At 49.4% G+C, this 19,033-nt stretch carries 11 protein-coding genes; 8 read left to right on the top strand and 3 right to left on the bottom strand.

From position 1 onward, the window contains the following. Window positions 1–82: 82 nt before the first annotated feature. From EL633_RS10415 to EL633_RS10380, 8 genes are all read left to right on the top strand, one after another. A complete protein-coding gene (locus EL633_RS10415; RefSeq protein WP_126627110.1) occupies window positions 83–2,083 on the top strand; it encodes an ATP-binding protein in 2,001 nt (666 codons plus the stop codon). Between the two features lie 218 nt (window positions 2,084–2,301). After that, a complete protein-coding gene (locus tag EL633_RS10410) occupies window positions 2,302–4,722 on the top strand; it encodes an MGH1-like glycoside hydrolase domain-containing protein (RefSeq protein ID WP_126627109.1) in 2,421 nt (806 codons plus the stop codon). Window positions 4,723–4,822: 100 nt separating this feature from the next. After that, entirely contained in the window at window positions 4,823–6,202 is a 1,380-nt protein-coding gene (locus tag EL633_RS10405) for an ABC transporter substrate-binding protein (RefSeq protein ID WP_126627108.1), read from the top strand. A gap of 117 nt (window positions 6,203–6,319) precedes the next feature. After that, on the top strand, window positions 6,320–7,285 hold the full coding sequence (locus EL633_RS10400) for a carbohydrate ABC transporter permease (protein WP_161982069.1): 966 nt from the start codon (window positions 6,320–6,322) through the stop codon (window positions 7,283–7,285). Window positions 7,286–7,307: 22 nt separating this feature from the next. Further along, complete coding sequence (locus EL633_RS10395; RefSeq protein WP_126627106.1) at window positions 7,308–8,192, top strand: carbohydrate ABC transporter permease; 885 nt, start codon at window positions 7,308–7,310, stop codon at window positions 8,190–8,192. A 149-nt stretch (window positions 8,193–8,341) separates the two neighbouring features. Then, on the top strand, window positions 8,342–9,682 hold the full coding sequence (locus EL633_RS10390) for an amylo-alpha-1,6-glucosidase (RefSeq protein WP_161982068.1): 1,341 nt from the start codon (window positions 8,342–8,344) through the stop codon (window positions 9,680–9,682). Between the two features lie 573 nt (window positions 9,683–10,255). After that, entirely contained in the window at window positions 10,256–12,733 is a 2,478-nt protein-coding gene (locus EL633_RS10385; protein WP_161982067.1) for an MFS transporter, read from the top strand. A 21-nt stretch (window positions 12,734–12,754) separates the two neighbouring features. Continuing rightward, window positions 12,755–13,927: a hypothetical protein gene (locus tag EL633_RS10380; protein ID WP_126627103.1), complete on the top strand. Its 1,173-nt coding sequence runs from the start codon at window positions 12,755–12,757 to the stop codon at window positions 13,925–13,927. Window positions 13,928–14,033: 106 nt separating this feature from the next. On the opposite strand, the gene EL633_RS10375 is transcribed toward EL633_RS10380, so the two are convergent. The 3 genes from EL633_RS10375 to EL633_RS10365 all read right to left on the bottom strand — a co-directional run bounded on the left by EL633_RS10375 (window position 14,034) and on the right by EL633_RS10365 (window position 18,573). Then, window positions 14,034–16,637, bottom strand: a complete 2,604-nt coding sequence (locus EL633_RS10375; RefSeq protein WP_126627102.1) for a right-handed parallel beta-helix repeat-containing protein — start codon at window positions 16,635–16,637, stop codon at window positions 14,034–14,036. Window positions 16,638–16,985: 348 nt separating this feature from the next. Continuing rightward, window positions 16,986–17,807 (bottom strand): right-handed parallel beta-helix repeat-containing protein, encoded by an 822-nt coding sequence (locus tag EL633_RS10370; RefSeq protein ID WP_126627101.1) that lies wholly within the window; start codon window positions 17,805–17,807, stop codon window positions 16,986–16,988. 208 nt (window positions 17,808–18,015) lie between these two features. Then, complete coding sequence (locus EL633_RS10365; protein ID WP_126627100.1) at window positions 18,016–18,573, bottom strand: hypothetical protein; 558 nt, start codon at window positions 18,571–18,573, stop codon at window positions 18,016–18,018. Window positions 18,574–19,033 lie beyond the last annotated feature (460 nt).

Here is a 19,033-nt window from a genome sequence, read left to right as displayed (position 1 = left end):
GACATTGTCAGAGGTTGTATTCCTTTGCAGTCACACCTCTCAGGATAAAGTACCCCGAACATAGCTAGTTGTCAGGACATGTATGCAACAGGTTTTTTTTCGCCTTCTGGGACCACCAGAAATTTATTATAACGATCAGCCAATTAGAATTCCACGCCGTCGCTCTCGCGCCTTGCTCTACTATATGGTCTCGACCCATACACCACAACCCCGCGAACGCCTGATGAACTTGCTCTGTGGAGATATGGACGATGAGAGCGCACGCCGAGCATTTAAGACGATGCTAGCCGAGGTGCGCTCACAATTACGCAACATTGATCCATCTATCGAATGGATTACCAACGACGAGGATCGATTAACATTCAATCCACTCGCACCGATCTGGCTGGATACAGAAATATTTGAAAAGGCTACGGCGAACAGACAAAGCAACCTGAGTCTGGCAATCAAACTTTACCGCAACAACTTTCTGGATGGGTTCTTTCTGAAAGGATCTCCTGATTTTGATGCCTGGGCACAGAGTACACGAGATCACTTTCAACGCCTCTATATGTTAGCCTTGCAAAACATGGCCGAGGTGTACGAAACCAATCATCAATTGGAAGAAGCCATCACCTGCATACATATGTTACTTACAGCCGATCCTCTGTCCGAAGATGCGCATGCTCATTTAATGCGCCTCTACTGGCAAACGGGCGATCGTACACAGGCGCTACGGCAATATGAGCGACTGGGGAAGGTGCTGGCGGAAGAATTTTCAGTACAGCCACTGGCAACAACACAGGAACTTTATCGGCAGATTGCCAGTAATGCAAACACCCTGACTCAGCCTGCTACACCTCTAGACCGGACTGTTCATCCACCTGATCCACCACTACAGGCCACGGCAGAAACCCCAGTAGTAGAAGTAAGGCTACCGTACGTGGGTCGGGTGCGGGAATTAAATTGGCTAAAGGATCAGCTCCTGGGTCATGAGCACGAGCGCTCAATGCTGATGTTACGGGGCGAGATAGGTATAGGGAAGACACGCTTGCTACAGGAAATGATCGAAGGGTATTGCACTGACTGGCGTATTTTGCATGCCACATGCCAGGAGGCGGAGAGTAAGAACCACTATCATCCCCTGACCGAAGCCTTACGCTCCGAGCTGAATCGACAAGATATTGGCCGCCTGGAACTATACCCGGTGTGGCGTGCGCAACTGGAACGATTGGTGCCAGACCTATTTTATACAGGCGCTACTGATAATACCGTTGATGCACATCATAATTATACTGGCTTTGAACATATCAGTGATAGCTCAGCAACATTGCTGGCTGACGCTCTGGTGGCGCTACTGAACCAGCTGGCAACCCCTCAACATCCAATACTCCTCCTACTGGATGATGTGCAATGGTGTGATAAAGGCACCCTGGGGTTACTGGCACATCTGGCTCGTTATGTACACCGCCGAGAGGTCTTTATCCTGCTTATGTATAGTCCAGGCAGTGGGGAACAGCGTCTGGCGGCCCTGCGCAATAATGCAACTCGGCTGGGAATACTGGCCGAAGTTGAACTTGAGCCACTCTCCAGAGCAGATATACATGAACTGGTCACGCTTTTTAGCCAGCTAAATAAACCAGGAGACAGACGACTGCACACAATAGATAGACATATATCAGGCGATTGGTGTTATCAGCAAAGTGAAGGCAATCCCTTCTATGCACTGGCCTGGCTTGAGACTGTTTGGGATCAGCCAGAAACATTTGTACCGGCACGCATTCAGGAACAGGTTACTATACAATTGGGTCAATTGAGTCAAAACGCACGGCATCTACTACAGTTAGCGGCCTGCCAGCAGGATAGCTTCGATCTGGCACAGCTAGGGTCACAACTCGGTTTTACTCTTGCGACAACCCTGGATGCCTGCACCGAACTGATCACACAACGGCTAGTTGTTGCAGATCCTGTAACGACAACGTCTCTCTATACCTTCACACATAAAACGGCCCGCACATACATTACAGGTTCAATGAACAGGATAGAACGTCATATGCTAACACAGACAGCGTCGCGCATAGCGGATCCCGAGGCTATCAGCTAACCGCTGATAGCTTTTGCACATCGTCAACGTTCTACCATATTCCATCTTTTTTGCAACTTGCTTGTAACTTTTTTGTAACCGCTACCGTGTATGCTTGACACATGATCACAACGAAAGAGCTCTATAGGTATAGTGCTCAGGTGAATCAGGAGGCCGAATAGCGTTATTCTGGCCAGGTCGCGCAAACACGGCTATTTTCACGAGGGAGTTTCGACACTGTGGTCCATTCAGCCCAACAACGTCAGCCCTTTGCTGGCGTTACGATTCAACGTTGGCCCTGGTCTATTGAACGAGACCATGACCTGGAGAATCCATATGTGACCGCGGGGAACCGCGTATATAGCGTAGCGACCCAGAATGGTGAATTTCCAGAGATTGGCTGGCGTCAACCCAACGAGATGTCCGGTGTCTGGGATCATCCAATTAAACTGTTAGACGGCTTCTGGTTTGGCGTCTCCTATGGTTCTGCCACCCTCATCGATCCAACCCGCAAAATTCACTGGCTCACCAGTGCCAGCCACTGGCGCATGACGCCCGGCGAGGTCGAGATTACCTATCAACTACCTGGACTGGATATAATCCGTCAGGAATATGGCATCGATGATCATGAAGGATTATTGGTACGCCTACGCCTGGTGAACTCCGGCCAAAAAGCGTTGGACCTGCAACTGCACTTCCTGGCTCATACTGATCTACGTGCAGCCTGGCTGGGTGAAAATCGCTTGATCTGGCGTGATGGAAAAGACGAGGCACTTTACCTGGACGAACAAGCCTGTATCGCAGCCTACAACACAATCAATCCTGCCTATGTATTCTTTGGCGCGGACAAACGTCCTGCCACAGTCGCGATCGGCAATGACCTCTCAATCATGAAGCAAGAACCGGGTCAGGGGACCTCTGCCCATTTGAGCTATACTCTGCACCTGCCGCTTGCCGGTAGTGAGGAGATGCGCTATATCATCGCCGGCTCAACGCATTCCAGTAATGATGCCAGGACGACCTTTACACAGCTCAAGAATTCCTTTGAGGAACTGGCTCGGCAACAACAGCATCGCTATAAAAGCATCATTGAGCGCTGCGCACTGCATAGTAATGATGAACTCATTGAGACCGCCTTTGGCTGGGCCAAACTCAATTTACAGATGCTTGAACGCGTCGTTCCCGCCATCGGACAGGGTATTAGCGGTGGACTACCGGACTTTCCCTGGTGGTTTGGAAAGGACACTACCTTTACCGCGCTGGCACTGGTGGCTAGTGGACAATTTGAACTGGCACTGAGTTCTCTGCGCAATCTGGCACACCATAGTCAGATCGTCAACAACAATGGCAGTGTGGTGCATGAAATTCTGACCCTGGGACGCATTCATGATAGTGGACACCTTGTCGAAGTTCCATTGTTTGTACGCGCCTGCTACCATGTTTTCCAGTGGACTGGCGATCAACAATTTCTGCGCGATATCTATGACTTCTGTGTGCGTGGCCTGATGCAACACGTTCTGGGCTCTACTGATCTAGATGATGGGCTATGCGCCACGGGAAAAGGGATGATCGAATCACGCGAGTTACAGAGCGGGAAAGGTTTCAAAACGCTGGATATCGCCGCCTATACGTATCAGGCATTACTCTACCTGGCCGAACTGGCCGCCGCCATCGGTGACAACGAACGTGTTCCCGAACTGCGTGACCACGCCCGGCGTATACGTGAAGTCGTCAATAACGACTGGTGGCTGCCAGAAGAGAACCTGTTTGGAGATATCTACGCCCATGCGCAGGATATTACCACCGCTCACGCGTCTTTACGCACCGAGGGACCATTGTGGCCCGGCGACCTTAAAGAACTAGAAAATACTGCTGCCCTGCTTGAGCGTTTCACAGCACAACATGGGAGCGACGAAAGTATATTACAACAGGCCCGCCCATGGTTACTCAAACACATGATCGCCGCTATCCCGATGGAGACCGGGCTGGCCTCAAAGGAACACGCAGCCCAGGCCCTCGCGCGTCTGGAATCCGACGAGTTCACTGGGCCGTGGGGATTATATCTCAATCCTGAGCGCCAGGCGGTCACCATGACATTGCCTAATGGCATCATGGCGGCCGCTGAAGCACAATATCAGCGTATGGATCAGGCACTAACCTATAGCCATCATATCGCTCGCACACTGGATCAACGTATGCCCGGCGCTTTTAGCGAGATCTCGCCCGACGGCGGCTGCTTCATCCAGGGCTGGTCAAGCTATGGCATTATCTGGCCCGTGGTCCACGCCTTCTTTGGTTTTCAACCCAATGTCGCCCAACAGCACGTGCGTTTTATCCCTCATTTCCCAACTAGCTGGCATACTGCGCGGCTCCACAGCATGCGCGTTGGTAGCACCAGCATGGATCTTGAGGTCACAAAATCTTCTCAAGGCGCGCGGATAGTTCTGGAGACACAAGATCTCTCGTACGAAGTCACGTTAGGGTATAGCTGGCTCGGGACAACCGTACCCGACCGCGTTACCTTGAATGGAGAGGACGTCACTTTTCATACCGAAGTATTTCATCAGGGAAGAGAAGATGACGAGACAACACAAGGATGCACACTGCAGATTCCCACGACGAGAGGTTTGCAGCGCTATGAATTACATCTCGTCTGGTAAACTATGTACCGTCCCGGTGCATTCTACCTGGGGTAGCAATCATAGAGCATCTCATTTTTAAGATGATAGCTCACAGCTGAGCTATGTTCAGGAGGATCTTATGAAACGAAGGTTCGCAACCTTTACTCCGTTTTTTTTCGTCTTCATGCTGCTCATGGCCGCATGCGGAGAAACAGGCGGAAGTGGAAATGCCCCCGCTAATAATGGCAATAATGGCGTTAGCCAGCAGGGTATTACCGCTGGTAACCATTACATTAATTGTCCCAGCAACCAGACAACAACAGCTGCAGATCCCGAAAAGGATCAAGTGACCCTGACCGTTTCGGGTTGGACATCAACACCAGCGGAAGACGCGCTGGTACAAAAAAATTTACAAAACTTTGAAGCGTCGCATCCCAATATCAAAATCAAATGGTCTCCCATCACCGGCGACTATCCAACCAAGATGCGCGCGAACGTCGCCAGTAACACGGTCGCGGATGTATTCTACTTGCAGCCTTCAATGTCAAGTTCTTACATCAGCACCGGCAAATTGCTCAATCTTTCACCATACATGGCTAAAAGTGGTGTGAAGGCCGAAGACTACTATCCAGCACTCGTCAATCCATTTACCTGCACAAGCGGACAAGTTTATGGCCTGCCAAAGGACTGGAATAGCCTGGGTGTCTTCTACAACAAACAATTGTTTAAAGATGCTGGCCTCACCGCTCCCGCTGCTGGCTGGACATGGGATGATTTGCAAAAGGATGCCCAGAAGCTGACCAAAAATGCCGGCCAGAATAATGCCACTTATGGTATTTCTCTGTCTGCAGACGCTTCACGCTGGGGTCCTTTCTTGCTGGCCAATGGTGGAACTGTACTGAGCAAAGATGGCTCAAAGGCCACCTTCAACGATGCAGCTGGTGTCAAAGCCCTGGATTATTACAACAGCTTTTTCAAGAATAAAACTGGTGTTCTGCCAACTACCGTTGGTGCCTCCTATAGCGGTGATGCCTTTGGTAAGTCACGAGCTGCTATGGTCATTGAGGGCGGCTGGCTGATCCCATATCTACAATCAACCTATGCAAAAACCCAGTATGGTATCGCCCCAATGCCAACCGCTCCAAATGGCAAACAGGCGAATCTCACCTTCACCAATGCCTGGTCGGCATCTGCCTCCACCAAGCATCCAGAAGCTAGCTGGGAACTGATCAAGTACATGGCTGGATCAACCGTTCAGGAGAGTCAGTTAAACGCTGGCTTCGCATTGCCAGCATTGAAGAGCCTGGCCAACGCGCCATACTTCACCTCTCATCCAGAGTTCAAAGTACTCTTCGATGCAGCTCCATATAGCTATGCAGACTACTATGGTCCACAGGATGCCACGATCCACACCGATCTATCCAACGCGATCGATGCGGTCGTGCTCAACAAACAGAGTTCACAGGCAGCTCTGGATGATGCCGCAACCAGGATCAATAACCAGTTGCAAAACGGGTAATTATAATCAGTTACACGTTTGCACTTATCCACACACATCTCGCCAGCTATGCCTGGCGAGATGTGCCGCAAGTATAGCTTCATCGACCGGACACATCTAGTAAAAAGGAGCATGTCAATGGCCACCCAACCAGTAGGCCCTTTGAGCACACTGACGGAGCAACCGGGCCCTCGGCTGCAGCCAGGCCACAAAGCAAAGAGGAAAAATTACTCGGAGACTATTGCGGCCTATCTCTTCCTGGCCCCCTATTTATTCGTCTTGCTTGTATTTTCACTCATCGTCTCGATCTATGGCATTGGACTGAGCTTTTTCCGTATCGACCTTGGTTTTAGCGGAGCGACTTTTGTTGGCTTCAAGAATTATGCCCAGCTCTTCAATCAGCTTGCCAATCCTGGCCTGAGCGATTTCTGGACCTCGATGGGAAATATCCTCAAGTTCACAGTCTTCGTCGTGATCTTACAGACGATACTCGCACTATTGCTGGCGCTGCTGCTGCATAACGTCAAACGAGGCCGGAGTGGGTTCCGCACAATGTTCTATGTGCCAGCGGTAACCTCTTCGGTCGCGACCTCGCTAATCTTTCTCTGGCTCTACAACTCGGAAGGGGTTATCAACTTCCTGTTATCACTGGTTGGGATTCATGGACCGGACTGGTTGAACGATGTCTTCTGGGCATTGCCCGCACTGATGCTACTCAATGTCTGGAGTACGGCAGCAATGTTTATGATCTACTTCCTGGCGGCACTTCAGGATCTTCCTAAAGATGTACTGGAAGCCGCAGAAGTTGATGGGGCGAGCAGATTCCAGTCCTTCTGGTTTATCACGCTGCCTCTACTACGCCCGACGGTGTTCCTGGTCGTCGCGCTCGGTACCATCGGTGCCTTCCAGATGTTTGATCAGGCAAAATTCATGACCAATGGGCAACCGCTGAACTCGACCCTGACACCCATGTTGGAAATCTATAACGAAGCATTCCTCAATGGTGGCTTCGGACAGGCAGCGGCGATGTCGGTAGTGTTATTCACGCTCATTTTTATTGTCACAATTCTTCAGCGTCGTTTTATCGATACTGGCTCACGGTAGTCATTATGTGGAGGAGAAGTTTATGGCACAGATAACATCAGATTCGATACAAGCGCCGCCACAGGAACAACCAAAACAAGTGAAACGACCAATTTCCTGGGTGCAAATCGTAATTTATGCACTCCTGATCGTTTTCCTGTTTACTTCGGTCGGCCCATTAGTCTTTACGTTGATCTCATCTTTTAAAACTGCGGGAGACGTACTGGCCTTCCCACCAACACTGATTCCGCAACCCTTTGTGTTGAGTAATTATCAGGTTGTCTTTGGCAATCCATTATTCTTGCGCTGGATGTTCAATTCCGTAGTATATGCTGGCGCGGTAACATTGCTCAACATGCTCTTTTCAGCCATGGCGGGATACGCACTTGGCCGTATGAACTTTGCAGGCAAGAACCTGGTCTTTACCTTTACACTGGCCGTCATGATGATTCCGGCCGCAATCACACTGATTCCTAAATTCCTGATCATCAACAACTTTCACCTGGCCAACACCTACTGGGCATTGATCCTGCCAGCTATGGCGCAACCATTCTCAGTCTTTATCATGGTACAGTTCATGAAGATTTTGCCCAAGGAACTGGAAGAATCAGCCCGCATCGACGGCGCCTCGCGCTGGCGCACATTCTATCAGATCATTCTACCGCAGGTAAAACCCGCCCTGACTGCGGTCGTCATTCTAACCTTCCAAGGTGCCTGGAACGACTTCCAATGGCCATTGGTGGCCCTGGGCACGCAGAATATGTACACGTTGCCGCTGGGACTCTTCTTTTTCAAGAGCACCTACTATACACAATATAACCTGCTACTGGCCGGTTCTATGTTCAATACAATTCCAATCTTAATTCTCTTCTTCATTTTCCAACGCTACTTCATCGAAGGAGCAGTGGCTTCAGGCGTAAAGGGCTAGTCCCACAAGCCGGGCGAGAGATGGATATTCTCGCCCGGTCTGACGCATGAGATTAATCAATGAAAGGAAGCATGCTACTACCTGATTTACAGATAATGATCTTTTGTCGAAAATCATTATGTGCGCAGGAAGCAAGCATATATATACCCATGAAGGAAATTTCAGAGCAAGGCGTATCGACCGCTCCTTCTTTTGAGCGTAATGTATTAATTAATTTCTGGCAAAAAGCTTTAGCCGCATTACAAGAATTGCAGAATCCCTTAGGCCTGATGGCGAGCGGGCAGGGTGATCACTTTCATGCTATCTTTGGTCGTGACTCACTATGGACGGTACAACTTGCGCTCAAGGCCATCCGCCACTTGCCTGAAAGCGAGCGGCAAGAGGGAGGGGTGTACGCCTCATACCATAACTGGCTGCATGGTCTGGCCAGCAACGTCCTGCTCGGACTGGGACAGTTGCAAGGGCAGGAGGTCAATGATGCCAATGAGGAGCAACCAGGCCGCATCGTGCATGAATACTGGGAGCCAGTACCACCCAATATGGTAGAGGCACACTGGCCAGTTGTAGATGGCAATGGACGCTACTATGGAGCCTTCGACGCCACGTTTCTCTATATCTCAACGATAGCACAGATCGATGACTACTTTAATGATCGAGACCTGCTTGAGAAGCTATGGCCCCATGTCCATGCAGCCCTGCTCTGGATGTTAAACTGGTCAGATTTAGACCAGGACGGTCTGGTTGAGTATGCCCGGCGCAATCCAGGAGGCTATGGATTACCAAATCAGATTTGGAAGGATAGTAGCGACTCAGTCTTATCACCTGATGACCTGTCATTGAATCATCCGTTAGCCTGGATCGAAGTGCAGGGCTACGCACTTGATGCGTATAATGCCTATATCACTTTGGCCACAAAACTGGAACGCATGGATGCCGACTTACTCCCACAAATTGAGCAACGCATAGATGGCTTACGCCAAGGGCTGGCTTCGTTCTGGCTGGAACAAGAAAATATACACGCAATGGCAATCGATGGACAGAAGAAGCAGATTCCCCTGGTAGCGTCGAATCCCGGTCACCTGCTCTGGAGCCAGGCTGTTGACGAACAGCAGGCAAGACAGATCAGTGAGCGCCTGCTTAAAGCCGATATGATGACCCCCTGGGGACTGCGTACACTCTCAGACCAGGCATATTGCTATGATCCTTTTAATTATCATCGTGGAACCATCTGGCCTTTCGATAACGCCATCATCGCCGCCGGCATGGAAAGCTACGGCTTCGACACCCAGGCACGCACCGTAGCACATTCCGTATTACAGGCTTTGTCCACCATCGACAATCCAGTCGAACTCTACATGGTACTCCCCTCTCAGGTCATCCGAGCCCCCCAGATCCAACAATTATGGGCCCTCGTCGATTACCGCCAGGCATGTAACGTACAGGCATGGACCGCCGCCGCCACCCTCTATATGGTTTCACTATTCCTCTAATAACCCATAACATGGCAGGGCCTTTTTGACCCTGCCATGCCTCCTAAGGGCACCGATAGGTCTTGCAACTGCAACTTGCTAGATGTACGAGCAGGCCCAGGCCCCAATACGTTTCGGTTAGGCATTAGTTGGCGAATAATGCAACGTAGCGGCAGGTCTTGCACCTGCGACCTGTTCGCGTATGAAATGTTCTTCGAACACATGATCGTGTACCGGCGAATAGATCAGGTACGTGCTGCGTACTGCTTGTGCATGGTTATACGTGAACAGGTCGCAGGTGCAAGACCTGCCGCTACTCGCTTTTATTTCAAAATGGATGTGCTTAACCGAAACGCATTGGGGACAAGCCCATCCTTTACGAGAGGAGAGTGGCTCGGTGGGGGTGTTCTTTTCTGATGCCCGAAACGTGCTCGGAAAAGCGTTTATTATGAGACAGTAAATAGCCATCAAATCTATCTCCAAATTGCTAAATAGATCGACTGATATGGGTTCATACTTTATACTAGAGGAATGTAGTGATCCGGTCGTTTTAATGAATTAATGGATAGATGTCTCATTCCGTATGGGGGAAGAATGTATACATTTGAAGACGACAATGAAACATCCTCACGATATAAGCGCGCAATGTACAATTCCTCAGATCAAACTGAGCAAAATATACCTCCTACCACAGTTGAAATGAGCCGCAAAACGAATGTTCTGCCGGATAATCGACGGACCAGAATATTGCCTGATGATCTAACACTGGATGACCTACCTACGTTGCCGGACCATACGCCAACACAGCCAGCACCAATAGCGAGGCGCGCCGCGAATGCGGCGCTGATTGTGGCTTGTATCGGCGTCTTCCTGACGGCTCTGGATCAAACCGTGGTTGTGACGGCCTTACCACAGGTAATCACGGATTTGCAGATTCCATTGACACAATTGGATCATGCAGCCTGGATTATCAGTGCTTATCTATTGGGTTTCGTGGTGGCGATGCCATTAATGGGACGAGTCTCTGATATTTATGGGCGTCGGCGCATCTTTTTGCTCTGCCTGCTGATCTTTGGGGTGGGCTCTATTTTTTGTGGCATAGCACCATTACTAGGGAAAAATGTTCCACTACAATTTCTGGCTGCATTACATATCGATATCTCATCACCAGGACTTATCTGGCTGATTATGGCCCGCGTGATCCAGGCAATTGGTGGTGGCGCACTGGTGCCGGTGGCGATGGCGATTGCCAGTGATGTATATACCTCGAAAAAGCGGGCACTGGCCCTGGGTATTATTGGAGCGGTCACCGAGGCTGGCGGCGCCATTGGTCCTCTGTATGGCGCGTTAATCGTGGAGCGCCTGGGATGGCAATATATCTTCTATCTGAATGTCCCTCTGGTTCTGGCTCTATTGATAGCCGCCTGGATCTTTATTCCAGGTGGCACAAAACTCCAGGAGAGTATTGATTGGCTGGGAGCAATCTTTATCGCGCTTGCCCTGACCTGCTTAAGCCTGGGATTGGCCCAACAAGGTACTTCACTAGGACCCGCCGCCGCCAATGCGACCACGCCACAAAATAATCCGCTGGCCCTGGTTTTAGCCCTGGTCTTTCTACTCGCCTTTATCCTGGTTGAGCGCAAAGTACGCTGGCCCGTAGTGGATCTCCAGCTTTTTAAGCACTTCCAATTTAGTGCCGCCGCCCTGGTAAGTCTGCTGGTTGGAGCAGCCCTGATCATCGCGATGGCGAATATTCCCATCTTTGTGGATACCGTCTTACAGAGTTCTGTCCTGGATAGTGGTCTGGCCCTGTTGCGCCTGACCGTCATGATCCCCATTGGAGCCCTGCTGGGTGGCTGGCTGAGCCATCGTATCACCTGCCGCGTCACCGCCGTTATTGGACTACTCTTTACTGCCGCTGGATTTTATCTGATGAGTCGCTGGCCGATTCAGGCTGATTGGAATCTGATGACACAGGCCACGATTACAGCGGGCTTTGGGTTTGGTCTGGTGATCGCACCGATCGGAACCACCGCCATTAACGCGGTCCGTACAACCCAGGTTGGAATGAGTTCCTCGATCGTGACGGCACTGCGCATGGTTGGCATGATTTTTGGTCTGGCGGCCCTGACCTCGTGGGCCCTGGCCTATTTCCGGCAGATCTCACTGGCATATCCCACCTCACCACAGGCAACCACAGGTAATCCTTTAACCGGCTATGCCAACTATCTGATCGGAGCCGCCCACACCGTCTACTGTACCGTCTTCTTTATCTCGGCTATTCTCTGTCTGCTCGCCATCATCCCCGCGCTCTTCCTCTGGGGTCGTGCTATGCCGGTCAGTGCACGGGAAGCAGCCATTGATCAAGTACTAACCGCTCCAATTTCTAAGCCTGTCCAACCACTTTCTGGACAGGCCACAGCAGCGAAACGGAGTCGTGTCAACCTATTACTGGTTATCCTGTTAGTGCTCAGCAGTAGTCTGGCAACGTATCTGATCATTAGTAGCGCCAGCACAAAAACAGGCGTAGGCAATCAGGCTAACGCGCCACGCAAAATTGATCTATCACTCAACCAGACGGCACTCACTTCAATTTTTGCCAGTCAACTCGGCAAACAACAAAAATTCCTTAAGGATCTGACGGTGAAGCCGATGGAAAATGATAAACTGGTGATCGCGTTTAACCTCGGCATTGATTTAAATGGCATCCAGCGTACCATGCCTGTTGAGCTTGATAGCACTATGTATTTGGACAAAAAGCAGAATATGCAACTGGCGATACAGCATGTAAAGCGAGATAGCATCGACGCTGGACCCGCGGTCGCGCAGGGGATGCAGACAGCGCTCAATCAAATGCTCATAGCCGATGTGATGCCAGCCATTCACCAACAACTTAAAGACGTTAAAATCCTGTCGATACATACCAGTAAAAACATTGTTTGTAGCAAAGGTGCAATAACGTTCGTCTTACAAATAGAAGCGACAACTATCCAGGGTATTTCAGCTCAATCGCTGCCATCGCCGATCTGTTTTAATACCACCCTTGATTTCAAAAATTTATTACATAGATAGAGCCAGAGGATAAGAGGGACGATGAAACGACGTTACACACGCGCCATACAGCTTTGCTGGGTATTTCTCCTGGCGCTGCTGCTGATTGGCATGGCGGCACCTGTCAATGCAACTCCCACAGAAGTACGGCAACCACAGGCAGGCGGTATGCTGGAGACAAAAGTGTATCTTACCCAGGATGTTTTGCGTCAACGCTTCCAGGATAGTATCAATCAGCAAGTACCCGGAATCACAGCGAACACCGTTAACAATATTCTAAATGGCTCACCAGCCGGAGATCAAGGCTGGATAAAATCAATAGCCAACACGCTCATCAGCCCTACCGTCACGCTCACCGGGCTCAAAGCGCAGTCCAATGGTTTTGACGCTGGCCTGACCCTCAGTCTCTATTCAGGGGATCCCAAACCAACCACATCCCATATGCTCGTCACGTTTAACGTGCTCAATGCTTCAACCATCCAGGTCAATGGAAGCTCGCTACCGGGCAGCCAGGCATTGATGACAGGACAACTAACCACAATTCAGGTACCGATCGGAAAATTAACCAGTGTGCGCAGTATTACTAATTGTGGGGCAGCCAGCCTGGAAATGGGCCTACAGCTTCCCATGGACGCTAATAGCAAATCCCAGGGCAGTGTTCCTGCGCCATATCAATTAGCAACAACGAACTTTGTCCAATCACCCACCAACGTCGGTTCATCACCCACGCGAATGCTGGCCCTAAGTAGTCAGACAGTAGTCGCGCAGGCAGTACCAGTCTATGTTGAAGTCCCTTTTAGCTCACTCTCCGCGATCGCCTCTGGTGTGGGTGAACTACCCATCAACAACAGTATGACGGCAAAAAACATCAAGCTCAGCATGCAGAACGGCAAACTAGTGGTAACCGCCGATATTATCAGCCTGGTCTTTGGCACACCCCTACTCAAGCTGGGCACAGCCACCACCATCCTCGAACCCCAGGCAGCAAACGGCAAACTGCGGTTACATGTCGACCAGACCAGATTGAGCGTCCTGATCTTCACCTTCAATGCGGATAGCTATAATCAACAGATCGAGCAATCACTCAACAATCAGATCGGCAATGCCATTAACAGCGGACTCACCATCAACGGTGCTAGTATGGGAGCCAATAACCAGATAACCTGCGCCGCCCCTGATAGCATGCTCTTGACTGGCAGTACTTCCATCAACTAGTAGCTATTTAACAGCAGGTGCTAACAAGAAAAAGGGAGAGGTAGTCGTAAACACCTCTCCCTTTTTTCACTTGCTAACAGTAATAATGAATAACTTGTAACAGACATTATTTGCCGTATGGATCACTGCCAGTATTCGGGAGAGCAGGATAACCGTGTGCCGAAGCAGACTTTGACCACTCTTCATCATGAAAAGAAGGAGCGTGGTCAAAATGATCCTGATTATCATGATGAAGAGTGGTCAAATGAAGATCATCATCGTCCCAATGATGATTCCCGTTATCCCGATGCTGATCTTCATCATTCCGGTGAAGATCTTCATTATTCCCTTCATGGCAGTTATCACAACCAGTCTCATTACCCTGATTAGTGGAGGACGATTGTTCAACGGGCGTAACCATTACCGGTGTCATTGCTGCTGACAGGGTTGGTTCCGACGTTGCCGTCAGGGGAACAGCCGTTACCAGCAGAGTATCATAGCCGGTATCATTAAGCTTATTCGTATCTCCGGGTGCGCTCACAGTCGCGGATAATAATAGCTGTGGCATCGCATCACTGGTGAATTGTCCCTGTAACACAATTCCTGGCAGATGACCACCCAGAAGGATTGGATATGATCCCTGATAGACCGCTGTAAGCAACGCTGGACTGGTCGTGGATGAGAGTGTGATCTGCCAGTCCTGTCCTGTCGCATGCAAGTCACGGAAACCTATGGGGATTGTCGAGGTCACCTGGATCGAGTTGGCTGTTGTCAGCAGACCAGCACTATCACCATTCTGCGTATCTATATGATACATGATCCTATCTCCCACAAGGAAATGGGGTTGATCTTCATGGCTTAATTTAAGAGATAGATCTGGTGGCAGCGGCGTTGGCGAAGCTGTTACTACAGCCGTTGGCGACACTACTATCGTCGCAGGTAGCGATACTGTTGCTGTCGCGGTTGGCGAGGCTACTGCCGTCACGGTTGGTATTACTGCTACCGACACAGTCGGGGTTGGCGAGGCTGGCGGCACCATAGTCGGGGTCGGCGATGAGACGGGCGTTGCCTGGTTGTTGATCGTTATCGGAAAGCTGCCAGTTGTGGTAGCACCGGCAGGATTGGTCGCGCTACAATGTACTGTATTATCCCCAACAGGGAACATGCTACCTGATGGCAGCTGACAAGCAATTGTTAATTGATCTGAGGGATAACTTGGATCTGTTGCCGTCACCTTATAGTTGATGGTAGATCCCTGATCACTGGTCGCATCCTGAGTAATATCAGGTGGCAGGTGCAGGGTTGGAGCGCTTGTAGTCACGACGACCTGGAAGCTACCGCTGGTCACATCAGGAATGGTAGCACTATCACTGGCAGTACACTGCACCGTGGTTGTCCCAGCCGGAAATGTACTGTCAGAGGCGGGTGTACATTTCACGATGGCCGGATTATTCGGATCATCAGGTAGACTGCCCGTCACCGTATACTTGACCACGGCACCCTGGGGACTGGTGGCAGCGACAGTAATGGGGTTACTCGGTAACGTCAGGATGGGGGCGCGAAACTCGAATGCGCCTATTTCACAACCAGGACCTTGAGGGCGGCTCATCCCACGCTGATCAGCCGCGACCACGCAGAGATTGGGTGGAATCCTGTTGATCGCCGGACTATTATTCTGTAAAGCCAGCGTTTGTGTTGGTCCGCCATTATTGGCCAGGGCGGAGACGAGTTTGGGGTCGGTCTTTTGCAAATCGGTGGGGGCCGTGAAACCGCAACTTGTGCCATTTTCCAGATTATAGCCACCATCGGTGACGGCACCAAAACAGTTGGTCTGGTTTGACAGGATCGTGGCCCCAATTGTCATTGTGCCAAAGTTAGTAATGACGCCTGCCCCGTCTCCATTGTTATTCGCCAGGGTGCTATACGTAAGCTTTACCGTGCCAGTCGCCAGATTATAAATGACACCACTGGATGATTTGTTATTGGAAAAGGTGCTGTTGGTGATATTCAGCTCTCTGTCATTATCAAGGGCGGCCGCGCGGAATGACGCACTATTATTCACAAAGGTGCTGGCGCTAATATTCATCGTCTCACTATTCGCGACGGCCCCTGCGTTAGACGCCTGATTATTGTCAAAGGTGCTGGTTGTAATGTTGATGGTGCCAGTACGATCGGTAGAAGCGACAGCGCCACCGATGCTTGCCACGTTGTTGATCAGCGTACTACTGGCAATACTTAACGTGCCATTGCCATTATGGAAGATTGCTCCACCCTCGCTATCGGCAACATTATTCGTGAAGGTAGCATTTTTAATATCTACAGTACCATCGTCATAAATGCCACCACCATAGAGTGAGGCATGCCCATGCGCAATGGTGATGGCATTGAGCGTAAAATGCACCCCGCTACTGACAGATAGCACGGTGACAGCATTGTTACCATCCAGCGTAACATTTTGTCCACTGCCATTGAGGGTCAGATTCTTGCTAATCGTCAAAGTACTGGTCAAAATAATCGTTCCACTACATTGAAACGTAATCGTATCGTCAGCCACGGCAGTGGTGATAGCGGTCTGTAAGTGTGCCTGATCACAGATTGTTACCGGAATGGCCGCATGCCAATGAGCATAGCTTATACTGTGTCCTTTGGTGATCCCGAGCAGCCCCAGGAACATCATAAACAAAAGATACAGGTGCATCATCCTGCATCTCGACCAGAGATGTCTGTTCATAGTAGTTTTCTTCCTCTATTATTTTGTCAGTGTGAAATAGGTGCATCGCTCTACTCGATGCAGTAGTTCCCTTCCACTCTCATCTCTGGTGCAAGCCGCTTTATACTCTAAAATTGCACACGGGATAGTGGGCTGGCGTATCATTGCTGATCCTATTCCAGCAGGCAAGGATACCTTTTTTCACTATAGTCAGGCGATTAAATTATCTCTATCAATCACCAGGTAGCTATACAGGAGCCTCACAGGCTTGTTAAGGATCAGAAGAAAGCCAGGTATAACAAAATAAGCCCTCCCAGACGCACTAGCTACGTCGAAGAGGGCACTTGCTCTAGTAGTCGATAAAGTTCATTATGGATTCACTATAGCTGTAGCTGTTGGTGATACGTCTGGCTCATCAGAGACATCGCTATCAGTATCACTATCCCTGGAATTGTGGTCACTAAATGTGTTACTATCACTGGTATTCACTGTCCCACCATTGTTGAGAAGACCATCGCTAGCAGATTGGGTAGGCCCACTGGTAATCGCACTATTCGTGAGACTCACTGTCCCGCCATCGTTATAGATACCACTACCATAAGTAGCTGAATTATCAGTGAAGCTACTATTATTGATATCTACCATGTTAGCGTTCCAGATCCCACCTCCATATTTGGCAGAATTGTTGATAAAGACGCTATTATTAATTTGCACCACCCCGTAGTTCACCAGACCGCCACCATTTAGTGCAGCATGCCCATGTGCAATGGTGAACGTATTAAGAACCACATGCGCCTTATCACCAATAGATAATACCTGGACCTTATTATTACCATCCAGCGTAACATTTTGCCCATTAGCATCCAGGGTCAGATTCTTGTTAATCACAAGCGTACCGGTCAGGACGATGGTCCCACTACACTGAAATACAATGGTATCGCCAGCAGAAAGATCATTAACGACTGTTGGCGTCTTCCCTGGAACACTGGTAGCGACAACCGGGGGGAGTCCGGCGGCACTATTAATGGCAGTTTGCAGATGTACCTGATCACATATCGTCACCGGGATAATGGTCTGCTGTTGAGCATGGCTTATATTACTCCCACCAAAAGCCAGCAGAAAGCTCAGCAGCGCTACAAATAATACATACAAGTGAAACGTCTTGCTTTTCAGCCAGAGATATTTAATCATGCTGATTTCCCTTCCGTTTTCTATCCCGGGTGCATGGCATACACACGGGGGAGAAGTCGTTTAGCGTGTTCATTGCTGATCACATTTTGCCAGGTAATCATGCTTCGTTTTCACTATAGGCCCCCGGCAAAACGACCTCTATCAATTCCCCATCAATCGATATGCTCAATGGTAGCAATACTACGGGAAGGGCAATCAGCAATCATTGCTAACGTAGATCATAAAGGGGCAGCTTCGTCCTGGTAGCAACAATCGATAGCAAGGTTTGCATCTGCTGCTCATAGACCTTATAACCCATTACGGGCTGTAAAAGTGTTATCTCATACCAGCGCGCAGGCCGTAACCAGCGCCATTGAAGCATCTCCATGTCACTCGACAGCTCAAAAATCATAGGTGCACGCGTATAGCTCAACTGGAAGTTCCTGATGGCGTCCTTATCGCCCTCAACCGCATCAATAGCAAACAGGTGCACTTCGTTCCAGGGCATAAACTGCTCTTTACTAGCAGTACGTTTAATCAAGCCTGTATCGGAAACAATCAATTGTGTTCTGGCATACGACCTGATTGAAATTGCATATAAGCCAAACAGGAGCACGGCTCCGGCGCAATACATTATAAGACTGATAGTATTAAAAGCAAATTTACCCCACACACTGTACTCGATTATGGCAACAATAACCAGGCTAGAGATCAAGAGCAGGACAATTAATAAACCAAGTTTAGCGTAACCAACCCAGTTGGCTTTTTGATCAATAAAAATGGGCACACGATATAATTTCTCATCTACTTGTGGTTGAAAAGATGAAACTACCGTCGAACTTCCTGCAGCCGCTTTTTTCCGCCTTCTATCCTGACGTAGCAGCAAAAAGAAATACCTGCATAGTGGAATCAAAAAAACCAAAAACATACATGCAAGTGAAATATTAGGGAACAAAGCGAGCGTAATAGTATCAAAATCACTTGATTTTCTGCTCAGGTATATGGATGCATTGGATATATACATAGTCAACAGAAAAAACCAGCAAAGCATCATCCATGCAAGAGAAGTGATAGCAGGACTTCTAACCACAGCAGTAGAAGGTAAGGGTGGTTGAAGTGTATTCGGAGATTTCGAAAACATATAGCACCTATCATAAACTCAATTTATCTATAGTCAAACGGTAATAGATTCCTTTTATAATACGGAGATATAAATATTAAAGATACAGAGATGTTAGTATTTATTG

The sequence above is a fragment of the Dictyobacter alpinus genome (genome assembly GCF_003967575.1).
GTDB lineage: Bacteria > Chloroflexota > Ktedonobacteria > Ktedonobacterales > Ktedonobacteraceae > Dictyobacter > Dictyobacter alpinus.
Note: the sequence above shows the minus strand (reverse complement) of the source record. Positions and strands in the feature narration are given on the sequence as shown.